17 protein-coding genes are annotated in these 23,512 nt (G+C 35.1%); 13 read left to right on the top strand and 4 right to left on the bottom strand.

The genetic code is table 11. The features are described 5' to 3' along the window. Positions 1 to 112: 112 nt before the first annotated feature. Positions 113 to 952 (top strand): hypothetical protein, encoded by an 840-nt coding sequence (locus ACFILD_RS01610; protein WP_375664681.1) that lies wholly within the window; start codon positions 113 to 115, stop codon positions 950 to 952. Between the two features lie 1,669 nt (positions 953 to 2,621). Continuing rightward, on the top strand, positions 2,622 to 3,233 hold the full coding sequence (locus tag ACFILD_RS01605; protein WP_273791265.1) for an invasion associated locus B family protein: 612 nt from the start codon (positions 2,622 to 2,624) through the stop codon (positions 3,231 to 3,233). An 87-nt stretch (positions 3,234 to 3,320) separates the two neighbouring features. On the opposite strand, the gene ACFILD_RS01600 is transcribed toward ACFILD_RS01605, so the two are convergent. Further along, positions 3,321 to 5,948 carry an Rne/Rng family ribonuclease gene (locus tag ACFILD_RS01600; protein WP_375664679.1) on the bottom strand — a complete coding sequence of 876 codons (2,628 nt, stop codon included), beginning with the start codon at positions 5,946 to 5,948 and terminating at the stop codon, positions 3,321 to 3,323. Positions 5,949 to 6,534: 586 nt separating this feature from the next. Here ACFILD_RS01600 and ACFILD_RS01595 point away from each other — a divergent pair. The 3 genes from ACFILD_RS01595 (at position 6,535) to prfB (ending at position 11,696) form a co-directional block, all read left to right on the top strand. Continuing rightward, positions 6,535 to 7,764 carry an N-acetylmuramoyl-L-alanine amidase gene (locus ACFILD_RS01595; protein WP_375664678.1) on the top strand — a complete coding sequence of 410 codons (1,230 nt, stop codon included), beginning with the start codon at positions 6,535 to 6,537 and terminating at the stop codon, positions 7,762 to 7,764. Positions 7,765 to 7,931: 167 nt separating this feature from the next. Then, positions 7,932 to 10,397, top strand: coding sequence for a penicillin-binding protein 1A (locus tag ACFILD_RS01590; RefSeq protein ID WP_375664230.1), 2,466 nt, complete (start codon positions 7,932 to 7,934; stop codon positions 10,395 to 10,397). Positions 10,398 to 10,567: 170 nt separating this feature from the next. Next, positions 10,568 to 11,696 (top strand): peptide chain release factor 2 gene (gene prfB / locus ACFILD_RS01585; RefSeq protein WP_375637636.1). Its coding sequence is split into 2 segments (ribosomal slippage): positions 10,568 to 10,636 and positions 10,638 to 11,696, totalling 1,128 coding nucleotides; the frame shifts between segments, so codons are not numbered across the junction. A 340-nt stretch (positions 11,697 to 12,036) separates the two neighbouring features. Here the strand turns inward: prfB and ACFILD_RS01580 are convergent. The 3 genes from ACFILD_RS01580 to ACFILD_RS01570 all read right to left on the bottom strand — a co-directional run bounded on the left by ACFILD_RS01580 (position 12,037) and on the right by ACFILD_RS01570 (position 14,961). Then, positions 12,037 to 12,522 (bottom strand): peroxiredoxin, encoded by a 486-nt coding sequence (locus ACFILD_RS01580; RefSeq protein WP_273791260.1) that lies wholly within the window; start codon positions 12,520 to 12,522, stop codon positions 12,037 to 12,039. A 183-nt stretch (positions 12,523 to 12,705) separates the two neighbouring features. After that, the gene (tyrS, locus tag ACFILD_RS01575) at positions 12,706 to 13,959 is read right to left on the bottom strand and encodes a tyrosine--tRNA ligase (protein ID WP_375631146.1); all 1,254 of its coding nucleotides are present in this window, start codon (positions 13,957 to 13,959) and stop codon (positions 12,706 to 12,708) included. A gap of 321 nt (positions 13,960 to 14,280) precedes the next feature. After that, a complete protein-coding gene (locus ACFILD_RS01570) occupies positions 14,281 to 14,961 on the bottom strand; it encodes an alpha/beta hydrolase (RefSeq protein ID WP_273791258.1) in 681 nt (226 codons plus the stop codon). A gap of 161 nt (positions 14,962 to 15,122) precedes the next feature. Here ACFILD_RS01570 and ACFILD_RS01565 point away from each other — a divergent pair, with 161 nt between their 5' ends. The 8 genes from ACFILD_RS01565 (at position 15,123) to ACFILD_RS01530 (ending at position 23,490) form a co-directional block, all read left to right on the top strand. Continuing rightward, positions 15,123 to 16,298 (top strand): cysteine desulfurase family protein, encoded by a 1,176-nt coding sequence (locus ACFILD_RS01565; protein ID WP_375664677.1) that lies wholly within the window; start codon positions 15,123 to 15,125, stop codon positions 16,296 to 16,298. 138 nt (positions 16,299 to 16,436) lie between these two features. Continuing rightward, positions 16,437 to 17,948, top strand: coding sequence for a Fe-S cluster assembly protein SufB (gene sufB, locus ACFILD_RS01560; RefSeq protein WP_375637634.1), 1,512 nt, complete (start codon positions 16,437 to 16,439; stop codon positions 17,946 to 17,948). 160 nt (positions 17,949 to 18,108) lie between these two features. After that, entirely contained in the window at positions 18,109 to 18,864 is a 756-nt protein-coding gene (gene sufC, locus ACFILD_RS01555; protein WP_273791255.1) for a Fe-S cluster assembly ATPase SufC, read from the top strand. Positions 18,865 to 18,875: 11 nt separating this feature from the next. Continuing rightward, positions 18,876 to 20,138, top strand: a complete 1,263-nt coding sequence (sufD, locus tag ACFILD_RS01550; RefSeq protein ID WP_375664676.1) for a Fe-S cluster assembly protein SufD — start codon at positions 18,876 to 18,878, stop codon at positions 20,136 to 20,138. Between the two features lie 10 nt (positions 20,139 to 20,148). Further along, positions 20,149 to 21,393 carry a cysteine desulfurase gene (locus ACFILD_RS01545; protein ID WP_375664674.1) on the top strand — a complete coding sequence of 415 codons (1,245 nt, stop codon included), beginning with the start codon at positions 20,149 to 20,151 and terminating at the stop codon, positions 21,391 to 21,393. Further along, positions 21,386 to 21,787: an SUF system Fe-S cluster assembly protein gene (locus ACFILD_RS01540; protein WP_273791253.1), complete on the top strand. Its 402-nt coding sequence runs from the start codon at positions 21,386 to 21,388 to the stop codon at positions 21,785 to 21,787. Before ACFILD_RS01545 ends, ACFILD_RS01540 begins: the two co-directional genes overlap by 8 nt. Positions 21,788 to 21,870: 83 nt before the next feature. Next, positions 21,871 to 22,419, top strand: a complete 549-nt coding sequence (locus tag ACFILD_RS01535; protein WP_375664673.1) for a site-specific DNA-methyltransferase — start codon at positions 21,871 to 21,873, stop codon at positions 22,417 to 22,419. 78 nt (positions 22,420 to 22,497) lie between these two features. Next, positions 22,498 to 23,490, top strand: coding sequence for a DNA methyltransferase (locus tag ACFILD_RS01530; protein WP_375664672.1), 993 nt, complete (start codon positions 22,498 to 22,500; stop codon positions 23,488 to 23,490). Positions 23,491 to 23,512 lie beyond the last annotated feature (22 nt).

Here is a 23,512-nt window from a genome sequence, read left to right as displayed (position 1 = left end):
GATATAATGAAGAAAATAGATTAGACGGTTGGACCGCATTAAATAGCACTTTCAATATAATAAGTTAATAAGCTCCTGTAAATTTTTTAGAAAGAATTTAGGTAAAGATAGCATGCTTTCTTCATTACAAAAGTGTCTAACTATCGTTTTTTTATTACTCACTTTAATACATGGCGTAAAAAACGCTTATGCTGAGTTATCTTCTGATGAACAATACCAACATTTAAAAAACAAAAGAAAGAATATTAAAGAGAGCATACAATTTATTGAAGAAAGTATATCTCATTTGGATATTTGGGAAAAAAATATTTCTAAAGCAGAATACTATGAGCGTTTACAGGAACGGAATAAGTTATATAAAAAACTGAAAACTCTGAAGGATGAATATTATAATCTTGGTTCGAAATTACAGGATCTAGCTGAAAAAAAACAAAAAATTATCTCTAGAATACATATAGCGAGAGAGTATGAAGTAGGGGAGTATGAAGAAAAGTTGATTAAAGCAAAAGACTATTTAAAAAAAACTCAAACGTTTAATGAAAGGGGAATGAATGAGAAAAGTGGAGGTGATGATGAGATAATGAAAAATTATCTCATGTTTATTATTGCTTGCAATACGTTAGCGGATATATTGCAAAGTGATATAGGTGCTATTTTGCGCAAAGATTTTGATTGGAAAGATAAAGATTTTAGTTGGGCTAAAGGCGCAAATAATTCAATAAGTCCTAGTTTAGTCAGGGATATTAAAGAATTACTAACAGATGGCTCTTATAGTTATGAAAAACAAATATTTGACGATATAAAAAATAGTCTTACAGAAGATAATTGGTTTGTAAAAAGTGCACCTAAGCTTTGTAATACCATTAAAGAAGTACATAATATAATGCTTCCAAACAAGAAAAAGAATATTATAGATCGTATGCGTTTTCATGTTGAAGAATTATTCAATTAAAAATTATTTATTTGATTTATGTTGAATTATATTCAAAATAGAAAAATACTTAATTTTTCGTAACATTATAGTTTAGAAAATTCATAAAAAATAATGCTATGAGAATATCCAATTAAAAATTTACTCATATAAATACAGAAAAATTAAGCTGATATACTAAACAATAGTTAAAACATATTAGTAATAATATATTTTATTTTTTGAGTTATTACTTATTATTTATAATAAAGTAATCTTATACACGTAATATATTATCTATTGTTCTTATCATATAAGACTTAATATATATATTAAATAATAAACTCATATATCTTTTTATGTTTTCTTTTTATGCATAATTTTTTGTGCTTGTAGTTTTTTATTTTTATCTGATTAATTATTTTAATGACGATACATCTCATATCATAAATATTGTTTCATTAATACGATAAGAGAAATATTTTATAGCTCTAAATTGTGTTATATAGGGAAACAAAATGATACTTTGAATTCATTTTTTCTTAAAACTTAAATCATTAACGATTTATATCTTTGATGTTGTGAAAGCTGAAAATAATTTATCATTTTAGAAGCTTCTTTTATTTGAGAAATAACTTAAAATAAATTGATAAAAGCTACATTTTTTATTCACGTTATAAAGCTGAGAGATGATATTTGTACAGAGGTGCAATAATAGATGTATAATATATAAGCATAAATTTATTATGGCTTTGGGCACGTGAGATGATTCATAGGGGGGTATTCCTTTGTTCAGTAGTTTTATCTATAAAACTAACTCTGCTTGTGATGTACAAGTGGATAAATTTTATTGATTCAATATAAGAGAGGTTTGCGCTATTAAGATCTTTCATACAATATAGAAATAGAAAAAAGATAAATTATTATTATAAATTAATATGTTATTATATTTTAAGAAAGTTTATTATAAATAAAATATTTTCAGCAGTTATAGATTTTCTCTCTAAGAAAATGTGTTGTTTAATTAAGAAAAAAGCACTTCTTTAGTAACGTATTTTTAAACTAAACTTTTTATTTAAACGCTATAGAATATAAAATTTTTATTACAAAAGCGTATCACCATTGTTTTGTAAACAAGGGCAGAAAATTGTTCATTAGCAAAAAGTTCTCTTACAATTATGCAGAAATTTTAGACAATCAGTGGTTTTAATTCATTAAATGTTTCAATAATATCGTAGATGATTTTGTTTTTATGTATCACACGAGGCACATAAGGAAAACAGTAAAATTTATCTGATATTTTGGAGCTTCATGCATTGCAACAACCTGTTGCTAAGGCTCTATAAGCTTAACATGAAGAGTAATAAATGTAAAAAGTTTAATTAGTAAGTTTTTTAGAGTAGTATTAGACTTTATTTTAATTAATATTGCAATATTGATTCGTTTGTGTAATCTTAGTTTAAATGCACAGAGGTATTTTATAGATAGATTATATCAAATACCAATGTGATGAAGAGGGGAATTATATGGGTGTATAAAAATAGAATGGCTCATCGTATTTTTTCTCTAAATTTGACTTTTTTTTTTATATTGAAGTAAAAATAGTAAAATTAATTGTTATTTCATTATAATTTAATAAATTTAAGTTGGAATTACATTTAATATTTTTTTTAAAGTTACTTAAGAGCGCGTTGAAAGGATTAACTTAATCATGTCGCATAAAAATGTTTATTCTGCTGTTTCAGTATTAGTTGGAGCCGCTGCCCTTTTTCTTATAGCTGGTATTTCTGCAAATGCGCAAACTTTATCACAAGGTTGGTACAAAGTTTGCAGTAAGCAGCATGATGTTGATATTTGTAATACAATGAATACTGTATTATCGAATACGGGACAACCTTTAACGGCTTTTAATCTTGTTGAAATAAAAGGGAAGCAAAATGAAAAACGTATAGGTATTCAAGTACCTACTGGGCGTTTTTTGCCAGAAGGTGTTCACATTAAAATTGGTGACGAGTTCTCTAAAAAAATTCCTTATATTATTTGTAATGGACCAAGTTGTATTGCTAATGATGTCTTAGATGATAAGCTTATAGCAGCTATGAAAAGTGGAACAAAAATGGTTGTAACCACAGTTAATTTTCGTGGTTCAGCTAATCCTATTGAATTTTCTCTTAATGGGTTTACAGCAGCCTATACCGGTCCTGGTATGGAGGAAAAAGATTTCCAACAAGAACAAATAAAGCTGCAGCAAGCCATTCAATCAAAGCAAAAAGAAATTGAAGAGCGTATGCGGGCTGAGCAAGAAAAAGCAAAACAAAAGTAATAAACCCACACTATAGAATTGGTTGAAACGTTTTCTATAATTGTTTATTTGAACCGCCACAGTTTTCTGTGGCGGTTTTTTTAATCCTTAATTTTTCGAAAGAATTCTGCGTTTCCACCAACCAATACGTTCAGTTTTGGAAGAATCATTAGGCGTTGATGAAATAACAACGGATTGATTAATTGTTTCTTCAATTTGGGAAGGAGAGGTTTCTACAACTTCCTCCATCTCGATTACAGTTTCTTGCTCTAATATTTTTTGTATTTGCGTCTCTTTAGAAGATGATTTTTTACGTGTTCCACGTGTTGATTTTTTACTCTTTTCAAGAGCTTTATCTTCTACCTCATGAATAGATTTGTCTGCTTTTTTTGTTTTAGCTTTACGCATCGAACTGGTTGTAGGTTTTTCTTCAAGAGATTTTTGTTCTGCAACATTTTGATCATTCTCTAAAGAAAGCTGATTTTCTACTACTTTTGAAGAACGTGTTTTACGTTTTTTAGGTTTAATACTTGTATCAATTTTTTCAGATTCACCCTGTTGTTGTATATCTAGAGCTTGTGTATTATTTGTTGTTTCTTCAAGTTCAAAAGATTTAGTAGGCGAAATACGACGTTTGCGATGCGCTGCTTTAATTTCTACCAAAGCTTTCTTAGCAAAATCTCCCACTGGTTCTGCGTAAGGAACGCGAATCTGATGAAAACTATTATCTTGATTGCGTCGACCACCACGACGTCCTCGACGACGTCCTCGACGATAAGAATCATCGTTCAAAGTATCTTCTTTTTTATGAACGTTGGAGAGAGAATGATCAGTAATTTCACCGTGACGATTTTTGCGCCTACGCTTTTGGTTTGTTTCAATGGGAGAAGGATTTTCAATAGATTCACTCTTTATGAAAACAGAATCTTCAATTTCTTGCTCATTGGCATCTTCCAATGAAGATCGAGAAATGCTCTCTGCTATTGAGCCTTTAGAAATAACAAGATGTTGCGTTCCAATACTATCATCTGCTTCAATACTAATATTAAGCTTAAAACGAGCTTCTAAATTAACAAGAATGTTGCGTTTATGATTTAATACATAAAGCGCTGTTGCTACGGGTGTGCGCACGATAATATTATATTGCGAATTATGAAGAAGATATTCTTCAATTGAGCGCATGACATGTAACGCAATGGATGATTCAGAACGTATATTTCCTGTTCCTGCGCAATGCGGGCAGGGCTGTGTTGTACTTTCTAAAACCGATATGCGAATACGTTGACGACTCATTTCTAAAAGGCCGAAGTGTGAAATATGACCTACTTGAATACGAGCACGATCGTTTTTTAAACAATCTTTTAATTTTTTTTCGACCAGCTTCACATTGCGTTCTTCAAGCATATCAATAAAATCAATCACAATTAAACCAGCAAGGTCACGCAAGCGTAATTGCCGCGCTACTTCTTCAGCAGCTTCAAGGTTAGTTTGTAAGGCTGTCTTTTCGACAGAGAATTCTTTCGTGGAGCGGCCAGAATTTACGTCAATAGCAACAAGTGCTTCTGTTTGATTAATAACAAGATAACCACCAGATTTTAAAGAAACTTGTGGTTGCAACATTTTATCAAGTTGAATTTCAATATTATTTCTTGCGAAAATGGGTGTAGGATCACGATAAGGTTGCACAACTTTTGCATGACTTGGCATGAGCATACGCATAAAGTCTTTCGCTTCACGATATCCTTGGTCTCCAGAAACAAGAATTTCACTAATGTTCTTATTGTAAAGATCTCGTATAGAACGCTTGATGAGATTGCTTTCTTCATGGACAAGGCATGGCGCCGTTGACTCGAGTGTCAAAGTGCGAATAGTATCCCATAACCGCATAAGATATTCATAATCACGTTTAATTTCAGCTTTTGTTCTATTGGCACCAGCAGTTCGTAAGATAACGCCCATACCTTTTGGAACAGCTAATTCTTTTACGATTTCTTTAAGACGCTTACGGTCTTGTACGTTCGTAATTTTTCGTGAAATGCCACCACCACGTGCTGTGTTGGGCATTAGAACAGAGTAACGACCTGCTAGAGATAAATATGTTGTAAGGGCAGCACCTTTATTACCACGCTCTTCTTTGATAACTTGTACCAACAAAATTTGACGTCGTTTAATGACTTCTTGAATTTTATACTGGCGCCCTTGTTTTCTTTGATAAATTGGGAGCTCTTCACGGATGTCCTCAGCACCGACCATTTCGATCTCATCATCAGAGATATCGGCATTTAATGCTTCTTCTGTATTATCAATTATTGTCGCTTCAGATGTGATGTCACTTTCAATATCGGCTGCAATGACATTGTTTTTTCCATTTTTTTTTGTTCTTCTGGAGCGTTTTTTATTTTTAGTTGCTTCTTCCGTAAAGGTATCTACAGAATTTTCTCCTATAGCTGCTTTTTCCTCTTCTTCAAGAAGAGCAAGTCGATCAGCAATAGGAATTTGATAATAATCAGGATGAATTTCAGAAAATGTTAAAAAACCATGTCGGTTTCCACCATATTCAACAAAAGCTGCTTGGAGAGACGGTTCTACACGCGTAATCCGTGCGAGATAAATATTCCCCTTGAGCTGTTTTCTATGTTCTGATTCAAAATCAAGTTCTTCAATTTTGTTGCCGTGAACAACAACAACACGAGTTTCCTCCGGATGGGAGGCATCTATAAGCATTTTGTTTGACATAAGTTAATATCCTGAAGGCGACATGCACAATTTTATTCAAACGAACGCTATAACTATTCGTAAACATAAAAGGCTGTCTGCCATAAAAGGGAGGTACCAGAAAAACAGGACGGAACACCACGTGCAGAGGCATGACTGCATTTACACCATTTCTCATCATTATTTCCATCTGTTTTTTATGACTCATATTTCTTAAAAGTCTCCGGTAAAATAATCTTTAAAACAGTTCGGATATCCGAACCAACGAATCTTAAGTAATGCAATCCTAATATTATAACATAGAAATTTTTCATCCATAAAAAAGTCTCAACGCATAATAGGCAAAAAACCTCTAAAGATAACTTAATATGAGTTACAGATAATTTAGATGACTATTATCAGCTAGGAAGCATAAATATTCTTTTATGTTGATATCATGCGTTTGGCAAGTAACAATGTAAATCATGTATAATTATAATATCTTTATGACCTTAATTTCGTTTTTGGGTGTTTATTTAGCTTTTATTGAAAAATAGAGAATAAATTGGTGTATCATTTTATATAACCAAGATAAATTATTACAAAGGTAATGTAGAGTATTTTGCTTATGATAAGAGTTTTTTTTACCAAAAAGCTGAAAACAGCTTATGGGGATGTTATTGTGCTCGTCACATACTTTTTATTATCTTTTTTTCTACTCCAAACCAGTGTTCAAGCCGCAGATCCTCTGAGACTTATTAATTTTCGAACCATTGGTGATAGTGTTCATACGCGTATTATTGCGGTTTTTAATTCAAAACCAAATGTTCGTTTACAGATTTTGGACAGGCCAGCACGTTTGGTTATCAATTTACCTACAATTGACTTTTCGATGCAAAATACGCCTTTAAAGAAACGGAATACATTATCCGTTATGCTTTCAGATGTACGTTATGCTTTCTCTGATATACAGACTTCACGCATTATTTTGACAAGTAAAACGGCTTTTGTGGTTGAAAAAAATGTCGTAAAAAAATTAAATAATGGTTTATGGCAGTTGCTGATTGATATTCGTAAAAGTACACAAGAAAAATTTGATGAGACATTAAAAAAACAGCAAAGAAGCAATTTTGATACACAAACACAGTTAATGCCAGCATATAATTTCCGTGTTGTTCTTGATCCTGGTCATGGTGGTATTGATGGTGGTGCACGGGGTGTTACTGGAATTTTAGAAAAAGATGTGACTTTAGACTTTGCGCGTGCATTGCGAGACGAATTACAAAAGGATTCTCATATTACCGTTGCTTTAACACGAGATTCCAATATTTTTTTAAGACTAAGTGAAAGAGTTAAAAAAGCGCAAGAGTTTGATGCTGATCTTTTTATATCTATTCACGCGGATACGATTGATTTACATTCTCTTCGCGGTGCTACAGTGTATACCATATCAGACAAAGCCTCTGATGCCATTGCAAAATCTTTAGCTGAAAATGAAAATAAAGTTGATTTGCTTGATGGTTTGCCTGCAGATGAAACGCTCGAAGTTACAGATATTTTGATGGATCTTACACGACGTGAAACACATACATTTTCGGTTAATTTTGCAAATAGTGTTATTTCAAGTTTATCAAAGAATCATATTAACTTGATTAATAACCCACATCGGTATGCTAATTTTCAAGTTTTAAGAGCTTCAGATATACCCTCAGTCTTGATAGAGATAGGTTATTTATCCAATAAAGAGGATGAAAAGTTATTAAATGATCCTCATTGGAGAAAACAAATGGCAGCCTCTATTGCTCATTCTATTCGTCAATTTGCTGATTATAGGCAGAAAATGATACAGCCTCTTTAAATTTGTGAGAAAATAGAGTATCAGTATGGGCTTCTAGTGTACCTAGTATAAATAAAAGATAGAAAACAATTTCTCTTGATCTCAATCTTGTGGTGATATCCACTTGGTGTGTTTGAAGTAACGTATTTTTTCTTTAATTAATTCTTAAGAAAGCGATAGCCGTTTTTATGATGATTTTTTTAAGATATCTTCTTCGTTTTTTTATTGCTATTGGACTTTGTGGTGCAATAACGTGGGGTGTTATGACCAGTGGTCAAGCAAATGCACTCCCTGATTATGAAGTTCTTTCACTTTATGAGCCGCCGGTAATGACCCGCGTCCATGCTTCTGATGGCCGTCTTATGGCAGAGTTTGCAACAAAACATCGCCTCTATTTACCGATTCAATCAATACCAAAGCTTGTTATAAATGCTTTTATTTCGGCTGAAGACAAAAACTTTTATCATCATTTTGGTTTAGATCCTGAAGGACTTTCTCGAGCTTTGATCAATAATATTCGTAATATTGGTTCTGGAAGACGTCCAGAGGGTGCATCAACTATAACGCAACAAGTCGCTAAAAACTTCCTTTTAAGTTCAGAAACAACGTTAGAACGTAAATTTAAGGAAGCTATTTTAGCAATGCGTATTGAGAAAACTTATTCAAAAGATCATATTCTCGAACTTTATCTCAATGAAATTTATCTGGGTCGTGGCACTTATGGTATAGCAGCTGCTTCTTTGACTTATTTCAATAAATCCGTCAATGACCTGACGCTAGAACAATGTGCTTATTTGGCTGCTCTTCCAAAAGGACCAGCAAATTATGATCCATTTAAGAATACACAACGTGCTATTGATCGGCGTAATTGGGTTATAGACCGGATGATTGCAAATGGATATGTAACGCGTGAACAAGGTGAAAAAGCGAAAGCTAAACCTTTAGGAGCGACAATACGTGGGAGTGATAGCTATGTTTTTGCGGCTGATTATTTTACTGAAGAAGTACGGCGTCGTTTAATACATCGCTATGGGGCTAAAACACTTTATGAAGGTGGGCTTTCCATTCGTACAACGCTTGATCCGCATTTACAACTTATTGCGCGACGTGCTTTGCACGATGGATTAATTAGATTTGATCATGCGCAAGGATGGCGTGGAGCTTATGCGCATATTGATGAGAAAAGTGATTGGGGGACAGAACTTGCAAATATCACAGGGCTAAGTGATGTTCCTGAATGGCGTTTAGCTGTTGTTCTTTCTACTAATCCCAACAAAGTAGAGATTGGTTTACAGCCACAGCGCGAAGCTTCAGGTATATTATCAAAAAAACGGGAAATTGCTGTTTTATCTGAAGCTGATTCAAAATGGGCACTCCATGTTGTAAAAGAAAATGGTTATCGAAAAACTGTTCAGAGCTTATCTCATGTTCTGCAAGTTGGGGATGTCATTTTTGTTGAAAAACTACCCAATACAAATAATACTTATCGTTTACAACAAATTCCAAAGGTTGAAGGTGCAATTGTTGCTATGGAACCTCATACAGGGCGCGTTCTTGCTATGGTGGGAGGATTTTCTTTTGCCGCATCTGAATTCAATCGTGCAACCCAAGCTTATCGCCAACCGGGGTCTGCTTTTAAGCCTTTTGTTTATGCAGCAGCTCTTGATAACGGATATACACCAGCATCCGTTGTTTTAGATGGCCCCATTGAAGTTCGTCAATATAATGGTGAAGTTTGGCAACCCAAAAATTATGGAGGTACCTTTGCAGGACCTTCAACGTTGCGTTATGGTATTGAGCGTTCTCGTAATCTTATGACAATACGGCTTGCCAATGATATGGGAATGCCTCTTGTCGCTGAATATGCAGAACGCTTTGGGATCGTAGATAAATTGCAGCCTTATCTTCCCATGGCTTTAGGGGCTGGCGAAACAACAGTATTACGAATGGTTACAGCTTATTCAGTTATTGCCAATGGGGGACGCTCTATTAAACCTTCTCTGATAGACAGAATTCAAGATCGTTATGGGAAGACAATTTATCGTCATGATGATCGTATTTGCGAAAATTGTAATACGCATTCATGGAATAATCAAAGTGAGCCCACATTGATTGATGAAAGAGATCAAGTTCTTGACCCTATGACGGCTTATCAGATTACATCGATGATGGAAGGGGTTGTTCAGCGTGGTACTGCGGCACGTTTACGTTATCTTAATCGACATATTGCTGCTAAAACAGGAACAACCAATGACTCTAAGGATGTCTGGTTTATGGGATTTACTCCTGATATTGTCGTTGGTATTTTTGTCGGTTATGATCAACCAGCTCCGTTAGGATATAATGGAACAGGAAGTTCATTAGCTGCGCCTATTTTTGGTGATTTTATGGCAGATGCTCTTAAAGGGAAGCCAGATGTTCCCTTTAAGATGCCAAAGGGCATGATTTTAATGCCAATTAATCGAAAAACAGGAATGCTTGCCGAAAGAGGAGATCAAGATGTTATTATAGAAGCATTTAAACCAGGGACTGGTCCTGCTGATATATATCAAGTTATTGGGAGTACAAATTCTTTTCAAGAAGGTGTTCCTGCAGTAACGACTTCTCCACAAGTCAACAAAGCACTTGAAAGTGGGACAGGTGGGCTGTATTAATCGAAAAAATCTCCTTTTGCCATGAGTCATGGTTTTTATCTCTTTTTTACAATGTCTGTTCTGTAAATAGAGTGATAGAATTGTACCATTTTCTGATAGCAGCTATTAAATTTGTATAAAATGCTAAGAGACACAACCAAAAAGAGTTTTTAAAAATACGGTGTTAAATTATGCGAGCAGAAATAGAAACATTAGTTGATGAAATCCAGAAAGCAATACAATTGCTAAGGGGGCATCTTTGACTGGGATCAATCACTAAAGCGTCTCGAATATCTTAATCAAAAAGCAGAAGATCCATCATTATGGGATGATGCACAACGAGCACAGGATATGATGCGTGAGCGTCAACGTCTTGATGATTCAATCAATGGTCTTTTATCATTTACAAAAACACTTGAAGAATGCATTGAGCTTATTGCGATGGGCGAAGAAGAAAGTGATGTTGAAATTATCGCTGATGCAGAAAGATCAATACGTAATCTTAAAAATGAGATAGATAAAAGGCAAATTGATGTACTTCTTTCAGGAGAAGCAGATCCGAATGATACCTATTTAGAAGTTCATGCTGGAGCAGGGGGGACAGAAAGCCAAGATTGGGCTTCTATGCTCTTACGTATGTATATGCGCTGGGCTGAACAGCATGAAATGAAGGTTGAAATTTTAGAAATTCATGATGGAGAAGAAGCAGGAATAAAGTCAGCGACTATTCTTGTAAAAGGGCATAATGCTTATGGAATGTTAAAAACAGAATCAGGCGTTCATCGTTTAGTGCGGATTTCTCCATTTGATTCGAATGCAAAGCGCCATACCTCTTTTGCAAGCATTTGGGTTTATCCAGTTATTGATGACAATATTGAAGTTGATGTTTCAGAGGCAGATGTGCGTATTGATACATATCGTGCATCGGGAGCAGGAGGACAACATGTTAACACGACAGATTCTGCTGTTCGCATCACGCATATAAAAACGGGTATTGTTGTTCAATGTCAAACAGAGCGCTCTCAACATAAAAATCGCGCTACGGCTTGGTCGATGTTGCGTGCACGGCTTTATGAAGAAGAGCTTAAAAAAAGAGAAGAAGAAACCAATGCTGCTGAATCTTCTAAAACAGAAATCGGATGGGGACATCAAATTAGATCTTATGTTCTTCAACCCTATCAGCTTGTCAAAGATTTGCGTACAGGAATTGAAAATACGGATCCACAATCCGTACTTAATGGTAATTTAGATGCATTTATAGAGGCAGCACTCGCACGGCGCATTTATAGACAAGACAAAAAAATTGAGGATATTCGTTAATTATATATCCTTCCTTCAAGCCATGTAGATTTTTTCTTAAGCTGTTCGTTTTATTGATGTTGTGATGTTACGATAGTCCTTGATACTTTAAAGGTTTAAAGAGGGATTTTCTTGTTTCTTTCTTCATTTTTTTTCTCACACGCCAATTCTGCTTATGATATTGCAAGTGATAGGAAGAATCTGAAATAAGAAAAATTTGGGATATTCGGGGGACTAATATAAATGTAAAACAATTCATTATCCTTATAAATCAATATATTGTAAAAATTGAATCCGTTGAAAAACTAAAATCAATTAAGGAGGATAACTTTTGCTTTTTAAGGTAAATCAAACACTCAATTTACAAGTTACCATTATGATATAAAAGTGTTGCAGTAGCTAAAACATTTTCAGCATGCCCAGATACGCTTACTTTACGCCATTCTTCTGCTATTATTCCATTTGCATCAATTAAAAAAGTGCTCCGTTCAACTCCCATATATTTGCGTCCATACATGCTTTTCTCAACCCAAACACCATAAGCTTCGAGGGTTGTTTTTTCTTCATCAGAAACCAAGATGACATCAAGTTCATGTTTTACTTTAAATTTATCATGTTTTTTTACATTATCTGGAGAGATTCCAATAACAGAAACACCGATTTCATCAAATTTCATCTTTAATTTTGTGAAATCAAGTGCTTCGCTTGTGCAACCACTGGTGTCATCTTTTGGATAAAAATATAAAACAACAGACTTTCCTTTAAAGTCAGAAAGACATACCATCTCTCCTCCATCGCGCGGCAAATTAAAATCAGGAGCAAGAGCACCTTTCATTGGTCTTGTCATTATTTTCATCTTTCTTTCTTGTGTAACAGGTATAAGATATCAGAGTACACAGAAGAAAAGAACTATTCAACTCTCTAGAATATTATTATTTTGAAGAGACCTTTATTTCCTAACAAAACTCGCCCTATCACAACAATTGAATTGAAAGAACAAGGTCGACAACATAAACAAAACAGCAAAAGATTATACTGGTTTCATCACAACATGTTTTTTCTTACCAAAAGAAAGTTTAACGGTTCCTTCTGCACTGACATCCCCTTCAATAATAAGATGTGTTTCATCCTCAATAATTTGATCATTTACACGGACCCCCCCACCTTGAACGTGTCGGCGTGCCTCACTATTAGATCTAGCGAGTCCTGCTTGTACTAAAAGAGTGAGCAATCCAACACCTTTTTTTAATTCTGAGGCATTAATTTCAACAGTTGGAAGATTTTCTCCTAGAGTTTTTTCTTCAAACGTCTTGCGAGCTGTTTCTGCTGCTGCATCAGCAAGAACACGTCCATGCAACATTGCTGTAATTTCTGTTGCAAGAATTTTTTTTGCTTCGTTAATTTCTGTCCCTTGTAATAGAGAAAGTTTAAGAATCTCATCCATTGGCAATGGAGTATAGAGCTTTAGAAATCGTGTTACATCAGCATCTTCTGTATTGCGCCAGTATTGCCAAAATTGATAAGGTGAAAGCTTATCCGCATTCAGCCATACAGCCCCATTCAATGATTTACCCATTTTGGCACCGGAAGAGGTTGTCAGCAATGGTGATGTTAACGCATATAATTGCGGTGTTCCTAAACGATGCCCTAATTCGATTCCGTTAATAATGTTGCCCCACTGATCAGAGCCCCCCATTTGCATACGCAATCCATAACGTTTATAAAGTTCAACAAAATCATAAGCTTGCAGAATCATATAATTAAACTCTAAGAATGACAAAGAGTGCTCACGCTCAAGTCTGAGTCTAACGGAATCAAATGACAACATACGATTGACAGAAAAATGTTTTCCTACATCACGCAAAAATTCTAAGTAGTTTAAATTGCATAACCATTCCGCGTTATTCACAATACAAGCATCGGTTTCTCGGTCACCGAATGTCAAATAGTTAGCAAATACCTTTTTAATACCATCAATATTTTCAGCAATATCATTTTGTGTCAGAAGGCGTCGCGCTTCATCTTTGAAAGAAGGATCACCAATCAATCCGGTTCCTCCACCCATTAAAGCAATGGGGCGATGACCTGTTTTTTGTAACCAATAAAGCATCATAATCTGAAGAAGACTTCCAGCATGTAAACTCGATGCTGTTGGGTCAAATCCAGTATAAGCGCTTACAGTTTCTTTTGAAAAAAGATCATCTAAGCCTTTTTCATCTGAAATTTGGTGGATAAAACCACGTTCGCTCATAATGTGTAAAAAATCAGATTTAAAGGCAAACACAGATTTAATTTCCTAATTTAAGAGTGCATTATTTTATAGAATAGGCGATTATATAATGAGTTATTAATGCGTTATCTATCATAACTGACACACACCTCACAAGAGAAAGAGACATATTGGTAACATAAAGATAATAATACAGGTATTATTTCCTTTTTACGCTAAAAAAGAGACTTATCAGTGATAGAAAACAGGGATGCTGTTATTCTCATTTTTATCCTGAAATAAAATTTAGAAAAATTTTAAATGCAAACGGAAAAAATTACTTTGTTATGATCAGAAACGACTTTTGCTAATTTTTTATAAATCTATCGTATTTTCCTAAGTTAGTGAAAGTATTTCAGGAGGAGGAGCGAGAAGTTCATTGGAGATATGGTTATCCAAATAGTGGGCACATCGCTCAATAAGTTCTTCATGACATCCACTGAAAAAGTGATTAGCCTCTTCTAATATTTCTTGTGTGATGATGATACCTTTTTGTGTTTTTAATTTATCGACAAGTATTTGAACATCTTTTGGAGGGGAAACTTTATCGATACCGCCATGAATGATAAGCCCAGAGGAGGGACAAGGTGCAAGAAATGAAAAGTCATAAACATTAGGCTGAGGGGCAACTGAGATAAATCCCTCAATTTCCGGTCGGCGCATTAAAAGCTGCATACCAATCCATGCTCCAAATGAATATCCTGCTACCCAACAATTTTTAGAGTCTGGATGTTGTGTTTGCACCCAATCGAGAGCAGCAGCAGCATCTGAAAGTTCTCCTATTCCATAATCAAATTCACCCTGACTACGACCAATACCACGAAAGTTAAAACGTAAAGTTGTAAAGCCACGTTGTTGGAACATATAAAAGAGGTCATAGACAATTTTATGATTCATAGTTCCACCAAATTGGGGATGAGGATGCAAAATAATCGCAATGGGTGCATTTTTTTGTTGTGAAGGTTGATAACGTCCTTCGAGCCGACCCGCAGGACCGTTAAAAATAATTTCTGGCATAAAATGCTCCTTAAATGCAATAAAAGGCTTTCATTGATCTTGGTCGACTTTTACCATAGAATCTCTTAAATAATTATTAGATATTCTTTTTTTAGTGCACTTTTCAAGAAAATTGCGCTATTTTTTTAATCAATTCATAAGATTAATGATTGCGATGTAAAATGGTTATAAAACGCCGATATTTTGATCATAACGCAACAACACCACTCAAAAAAGTGGCACGAATAGCGTTACTGGAATCTTTAGAAATATTTGGTAATCCATCATCTGTTCATAAGGAAGGGCGTGCGGCTAAAACTTTGTTGCAAAAGGCTCGTCGGCAAATCGCTGAAAATCTTAAAACAGATCCAGATCACGTGGTATTTACCTCTGGTGCGAGTGAAGCCGCAATGACTTTGTTAACACCCTTTTACAATATGGGGAATGCAAAAGTTAAATTTTCTCGTCTTTACCTTGGAGCGACTGAACATCCCTCTGTGGCAGAGGGAGGACGTTTTTCTAAAGAGTTGATAAGCGTCATTTCTGTTGATCAAGATGGGCTCATACAACAAGATAAATTAACATCACTCTTAACGGTTCATGATAAAACAAAAGGTTTACCTCTTGTTGCTATTCAAGCTGCAAATAGTGAAACGGGTGTTATTCAACCATTAACAGAAATCGCCGCTATTGTTCGGGATTTAGGAGGCACTCTTATTGTTGATTTGACACAATATGTAGATAAAAATTTTGTGGATATTAATCAGCTAGGAGGAGACTTTTTTATATTGTCTGCACATAAAGTTGGCGGTCCGAAAGGAATCGGTGCTTTTGTTTCATGTGGTAATCTTCTCATGCCACACCCTCTTATTACTGGGGGAGGACAAGAAAAAGGTCTCCGTGGAGGAACAGAAGCATTGCCCCTTATTGCTGCTTTTGGGGCAGCAATAACTGATTGCTTCACACAGGAGGAAATAAAACAGTTAATATATTTACGCAATAAATTAGAAGATGGACTACAAAGAATAAGTAAAAATGTTGAAATTTTTGGCAAAAGAGTTCAACGTTTGCCAAATACAACTTACTTTACCGTGAAAAATATAAAAGCTGAAACGATGCAAATTGCTTTTGATTTAGAAGGGTTTTCTTTATCATCCGGCTCTGCTTGTTCTTCGGGAAAAGTAAAACAAAGCAAAGTGTTGGAGGCAATGGGGTATCATGTTCCAAATGGTGCCATTCGCATTTCGCTAGGGCGTGGCACAACTTCTGAAGATATTGATGATTTTCTGTCGTTTTTTTCTCAAATTATAAGCAGGAAAAAAGGGGAAGGTTTATCATCAGAAAGTTATAAAAATTAGAATTATTTTAAAAATAAAATAAGTTTGATTGAATTTTTTGCACTTTACCTATAGCCTAGAGATAACTTGCTTACTTTAATCTTGTAAAAAACAAGACTTTAGTTACCGGTTTTTGACGCCAAAAAATGGAGAAAATTTATGCCGGCAATACAAGAAACGATACGCCAAGTACGTGAAATAGATGTTGACCAATATAAATATGGTTTTGAAACCAATATTGAAACCGATAAAGCTCCAAAAGGCTTAAATGAGGATATTATCAAATTTATTTCCGCTAAAAAACATGAGCCTGAATGGATGCTAACATGGCGCTTAAAGGCTTACCGACGTTGGCTGACAATGCAAGAGCCTCATTGGGCGCGTCTTGAATATCCTAGAATTGATTTTCAGGAGCTTTATTATTATGCTGCTCCAAAAAATCATACAGGACCAAAATCTTTGGATGAAGTGGATCCTGAGTTATTAGCAACGTACGAGAAACTTGGCATTCCCCTTAAAGAACAAGAGATTTTGGCAGGAGTAAGAAAACAGTCTGATCCCTCCACTTTTGATGACAGTATGTCTGTATCGGGGCAGGTGGCTGTTGATGCAGTCTTTGATTCTGTTTCTGTTGTAACAACATTCAAAAAAGAGTTGGCACGCGCCGGTGTGATTTTTTGTTCTATTTCAGAGGCGATTATTGAACATTCTGAGCTTATTAAAGAATATTTAGGAACAGTTGTACCTATAAGTGATAATTATTATGCGGCCTTAAATGCAGCTGTCTTTACAGATGGTTCATTTGTTTATATTCCCAAAGGGGTTCGTTGTCCTATGGAGCTTTCAACTTATTTTAGGATTAATGAACGCAACACTGGCCAATTTGAACGAACATTGATTATCGCCGCTGAAGATTCCTATGTTTCTTATCTTGAAGGGTGTACAGCACCCCAACGTGATGAAAACCAACTTCATGCTGCTGTTGTTGAGCTTATTGCCCTTGAAAATGCAGAGATTAAATATTCTACAGTACAAAATTGGTATCCTGGCGATAGAGATGGAAAGGGTGGTATTTATAATTTTGTGACGAAGCGTGGAGATTGTCGAGGTGATAGCTCTAAAATTTCATGGACACAAGTTGAGACTGGTTCTGCGATTACTTGGAAATATCCATCTTGCTTACTCCGTGGTAATAATGCGCGTGGAGAATTTTATTCTATTGCCGTTGCAAACGGTCATCAACAAATTGATTCCGGTACAAAAATGATTCATTTGGGAAAAAATACTTCCAGTCGCATTATTTCCAAAGGTATTTCTGCAGGTTTTTCAAATAACACGTATCGAGGACAAGTCACAGCTCATCGAAAAGCACAAAATGCGCGTAACTTTACGCAATGTGATAGTTTGTTAATCGGGAATGATTGTGGTGCGCATACAGTTCCTTATATTGAAGCAAAAAATGCAACAGCTCAGTTTGAACATGAAGCCACAACATCAAAAATTTCTGATGACCAACTTTTTTATGTTATGCAGAGAGGAATTCCCGAAGAAGAAGCTATCGCATTAATTGTAAATGGTTTTGTAAAAGAGGTCATTCAAAAACTTCCCATGGAATTTGCTGTCGAAGCACAAAAGCTTATTGGTATTAGCCTTGAAGGTAGTGTTGGATAATTTTATTTAATTAGATAAATAGAAGACTTTATGTAAAAAGGCTGTAACAGTAGCATATAATGCTAAAAATGACCTCTATGCTAATTACAAAAGTAGATGGATGCTAAGGCAAAATAATCCGCATCTGTATCTGAAAAAACAGCCAAAACAGGATTAAATTATGTTAGAGATAAAAAATTTGCACGCCCGTATTGCTGAGACCGATACAAAAGTTATTCGTGGTTTAAACTTGACAGTTCAAGATGGAGAAGTTGCCGCTATCATGGGACAAAATGGAGCCGGAAAATCAACTTTGTCTTATTTACTTGCTGGTCGTGATGATTATGAAATAACAGAAGGAGATATTCTCTATAATGGGCAATCACTTTTAGAAATGGATCCAGCAGAACGTGCTGCATATGGTGTTTTTCTTGCATTTCAATATCCAATGGAAATACCAGGAGTAGCAACAATGGAATTTTTAAAAGTTGCGATGAACTCTCAACGCAAAGCACGAGGTCACGAAGAACTTAAAATTCCTGAATTTATAAAATATGTTAAAGAAGTTTCAGCCAAACTTGAAATAGATATGGATATGCTAAAGCGTCCATTAAATGTAGGTTTTTCAGGTGGAGAAAAAAAACGCGCTGAAATTTTACAAATGGCACTTCTTGAACCTAAACTTTGCATTTTAGACGAAACGGATTCTGGTTTAGATATTGATGCACTAAAAATTGTTGCAGATGGTGTTAATAAACTTCGGGATTCAAAACGTTCATTTCTGGTGATTACCCATTATCAACGGCTACTTAATTATATTATTCCTGATACGGTACATGTTCTTTATAAAGGACAAATTATCAAAAGCGGTGATAAATCCTTAGCGCTTTATTTAGAGGAAAATGGGTATGCTGATCTTATCAGGGAAGCGGTTTGAGGTTATTAAATATGAATGCACAGCAAAACTTGTTAGCGGTTGAAGAAAATATCCTCAGTAATTTTAATCAGTATGTAAACGACTTACCTGGTGATAAAGCTGTACAGGAAATCCGCAAGAAAACTATTGAGCAGTTTCAAATGACACGGCTTCCTTCCCGTAAAATCGAAAGATGGCATTATACCAATCTGCGTACCTTACTGAAGTCTATTAGCAATTTTTCAAAAGTTCAAGACAATCAATTGGTTGATGCATTGCTTTCAGAAAGTTCTGTTTTCTCCATAAACAATGGAAAAACATCGATAGAGTCAAAGGTAGACAATATTACAGTAAAACGCCTTTCAGACGCATTAGAAGATAATTCTGTGCAGATAAATCAAAACATTTCTGATGAAGATTTTATTGGACAGTTAAATACAGCTTTTGTTACAGATGGTTGGCTTTTTCACATCCCTGAAAATACAAAGTTAAATATACCCATTGAATTACAAAATATACAAATGGGGGGACAATCTCATATTTTTTCGGATATAAAAGTTGATAAAAATAGTCAAGTTATGTTTATTGAACATCAGGTTGGCAATGATAAAGATACCTTTGTCAGTTCAATATTTTCATTAAGTATTGCTGCTGATAGTGATGTTACGTGGATTCTCATTCGCAATCGTGATTTTAATTCTACACAATTTGGTCGATTTTGTGCTGTTCTTGATCAAAGAGCGAAGTTATCACTTTATGTCATTAATATAGGGAGCCAATTAAATCGCCAAGAAATCGATATTGAATTACAGGGAGAAGAATCTAATTTTCAATTACGCGTCATAAATTTATTATCAGGACAAACACATAGTGATCTTACAATGACTGTTCGTCATGTGGAAGAAAAGTCAATATCAACCGAAATTATACGCAATGTGGTTACAGATAAGGCTGTTGGTGTTTTCCAAGGAATAATACGTGTTTCTCAAAAAGCGCAAAAAACAGATGCACGCATGGCTTGTAATAGCCTTATTCTTTCAGATGATGCAGAATTTAATGCAAAGCCTGAACTGGAGATTTTTGCTGATGATGTTGCGTGCGGTCATGGTGCAACAGTTGCTAATATTAATCATGATTATCTTTTTTATCTTATGGCGCGTGGTATCCCATTTAAAACGGCTCGTGCACTTTTGATTAAAGGATTTATCTCTGAGCTCATTGATGACATCAAGCAGGATAAGATTCAAATCGTTTTGGAGAATATCATTAGTAAATGGCTTGAAAAAAATGTTTAAGGTAGAAAAAATGGAAAATAACGTACAAACATTTACTTATAATGTCGAAGAAATTCGGCGTGATTTTCCTATTTTGCACCATCAAGTTTATGGAAAGCGATTAGCATATCTTGATAGCAGTGCTTCTGCCCAAAAACCAATGTCAGTACTCAATGCAATGAATAATTATTATCACTATAGTTATGCTAATGTGCATAGGGGAATGTATTTTTTAGCCAATATAGCAACACAATCTTATGAAAATTCTCGTGAAACCGTTCGGGTTTTTCTAAATGCTCAAAAAGCTGAAGAAATTGTTTTTACGAAAAATGCAACAGAAGCTATTAATACTGTTGCTTATGGTTGGGCGATGCCAAAACTCAAAGAAGGTGATGAGATTGTTCTAACGATCATGGAACATCATTCAAATATTATTCCTTGGCATTTTCTCCGTGAACAAAAAGGTGTTAAACTTATTTTTGTTCCTGTCGATGAAAATGGTGTTCTGCACATTGAAGATTTCCAAAAGGCTTTAAGCGAAAAAACGCGGCTTGTTGCTATAACGCATATGTCCAATATATTAGGAACTGTGCCTCCTGTTAAAGAGATTATTAAACTAGCACATCAAAATTCTATTCCGGTTCTTGTTGATGGTTCTCAAGGAGCAGTACATTTAACCGTTGATGTGCAAGATCTCGATTGTGATTGGTATGTCTTTACAGGTCATAAGCTTTATGGTCCCACTGGTATTGGTGTTTTGTATGGTAAAGAAGATAGATTAGAAGAAATGCGTCCTTTTCAAGGGGGAGGGGAAATGATCGAGGAGGTAACAACCGATAAGGTGTTTTATAATGCTCCTCCTTACCGTTTTGAAGCAGGTACCCCTCCTATCGTTGAAGCTATTGGATTAACTGCGGCTATTGATTATATACAAGAGAAAGGTCGTAGCACGATTCATGCCCATGAGAGGTCCCTTTTAGCTTATGCGCAGGAAAAACTTAAAATGGTTGAGTCATTGTGTATTTATGGTCATTCTCCCAATAAAGGAGCTATTATATCATTTACAATTGAAGGAATTCACGCCCATGATATCGCTATGTTTATTGATAGAAAAGGGGTTGCAATACGTGCGGGAACTCATTGTGCACAGCCTTTATTACAGCGCTTTGGTCTAACATCTATTTGCCGCGCATCGTTAGCCATGTATAACACTAAAGAAGATATAGATCAATTGGTAGAAGCATTGCAAGAAACAAGGACATTTTTTAATGGCTGAATTAATTGAAGAGCGTCATTCTACAGAATCTGTTGAAACTGTAAGTGAAAATAAAAAATCTTACATATCAGCAATTCCAGCAGATGAAATTGATCGTATGACGAATGATATTATTGCTGCTCTTAAAACAGTTTATGACCCAGAGATTCCTGCTGATATTTATGAGCTAGGACTGATTTATCGTATTGATATTGAAGATGATCGTTCAGTAAAAATTGAAATGACTCTTACAGCACCGGGATGCCCTGTTGCTGGTGAAATGCCGGGGTGGGTAGAAAATGCAGTCAGTGCAGTTGAAGGGGTTTCGTATGTTGAAGTCACTATGACTTTTGATCCACCATGGACACCTGATTGTATGTCAGAAGAAGCTCAAATTGCTGTCGGATGGTACTAAAAGTATTGTTAAGAGACTCTAATTTAGCCATTCATGAATAAGCTGTTTACTTTTCACAAGCATTTGAATTTAAGGACGATCTCATGAGTTATAATAAACAAAAACTAGAACTCACTTGGATTGGAAAAGAAAAACGCCCAAAACTAGAGCCTCGTATCTTATTAGAAGATCTTGAAAAATCTTATCACGCTTCGCATCAAATATCATCCCAAGATATTTTTGATAATAAGCTTATTTTTGGTGATAATTTGCTCGCGCTCAAAGCGCTTGAGAAAGAATATACGGGGAAGGTAAAATGTATCTATATCGATCCACCTTATAATACAGGCAATGCCTTTGAACATTATGAAGATGGTTTAGAGCATTCCATATGGCTCAGTCTTATGAGAGACCGGCTAGAATTGTTACATCATTTACTGGCGGATGATGGTGCGCTTTTTATGCAGTTGGATGACAATGAAATACATTATGCTAAAATACTGTGTGATGAGTTATTTGGACGTAATAATTTTGTTGCTAATCTCATATGGCATAAAAAAAGAGGAAAGGATAATTCTTCTCGTTATTTTAGCACAACCCACGATCATATCTTAGTTTATGCAAAAGACTTTTCAAAATTTTATATTAATTGAATTGAATTAGATGATGTAACAAAAAAAGCATATGTAAATCCAGATAATGATTCAAGAGGTGCATATCGTATTCTTGGGTTGTGGGCTAGACAGCAAGGCGGATCTGAATATGAATACACCACCAAAACAGGGAAGTTTTTTTCTAAACGCCTTTGGCTTGTTAATCTAGAGAGTATGCAGCAGTTAGATAAAGAGGATCGCCTTCTTATTAAAGGAAATAATTTATACCGTAAATTTTTTCTTTCAGAAAATAAAGGAAGTATTCCAGAAACTATTTGGATAGGTCTCTCCAATAATGCAAATGCTAAAGATGAATTAAAAAAAATATTTATTAATCATGAAGTAGAATTATTTAATACTCCGAAACCTGAACATCTTCTTCAAAGAATTATTAAGATATCTACAAATCCCGGTGATCTTGTATTGGATTCTTTTGCGGGTTCCGGCACAACCGGTGCTGTTGCTCATAAAATGGGAAGAAAGTGGATTATGATTGAACTTGGTGAACATTGTCACACCCACATTATCCCTCGTTTAAAACAAGTCATTGATGGAACTGATCAAGGGGGAATTTCCAAAAGTGTCAATTGGCAAGGTGGCGGTGGATTTCGCTATTATCGCCTTGCACCTTCTCTGTTACAAAAAGATCCATGGGGACAATGGATTATTAGTCGCGAATATAATGCTGCGATGCTTTCAGAAGCAATGTGCAAACATATGGGATTTACCTACGCACCTGATGAAAATCATTATTGGATGCAAGGGTACTCAACCGAAACAGATTATATTTATGTCACAACAAGCGCTATGACCCATGAACAACTCCGTATAATGAGTGAAGAGGTAGGCTCTCATCGCACGTTGCTGATTTGTGGTACAGCCTTTGATACAAAATCAGCATCCTTTGAAAATCTGACACTCACTAAAATCCCCCGTGCAATATTAGAAAAATGCGAATGGGGAAGGGACGATTACAGTTTAAATGTAGCCAATCTTGAACCAGTGATTGTGGTAAAAGAAAACAACAAAAATAAAGATATTGCGCAAGCAGAATTAGATCTATTTGAATAATATATAAAAAGCGGAGTTTTTC

Source organism: Bartonella sp. CL162QHHD (assembly GCF_042195435.1).
In the GTDB taxonomy this organism is placed as follows: domain Bacteria; phylum Pseudomonadota; class Alphaproteobacteria; order Rhizobiales; family Rhizobiaceae; genus Bartonella.
The sequence above is the reverse complement of the archived record's forward strand: the minus strand, read 5'-3'. Positions and strand labels throughout refer to the sequence as shown.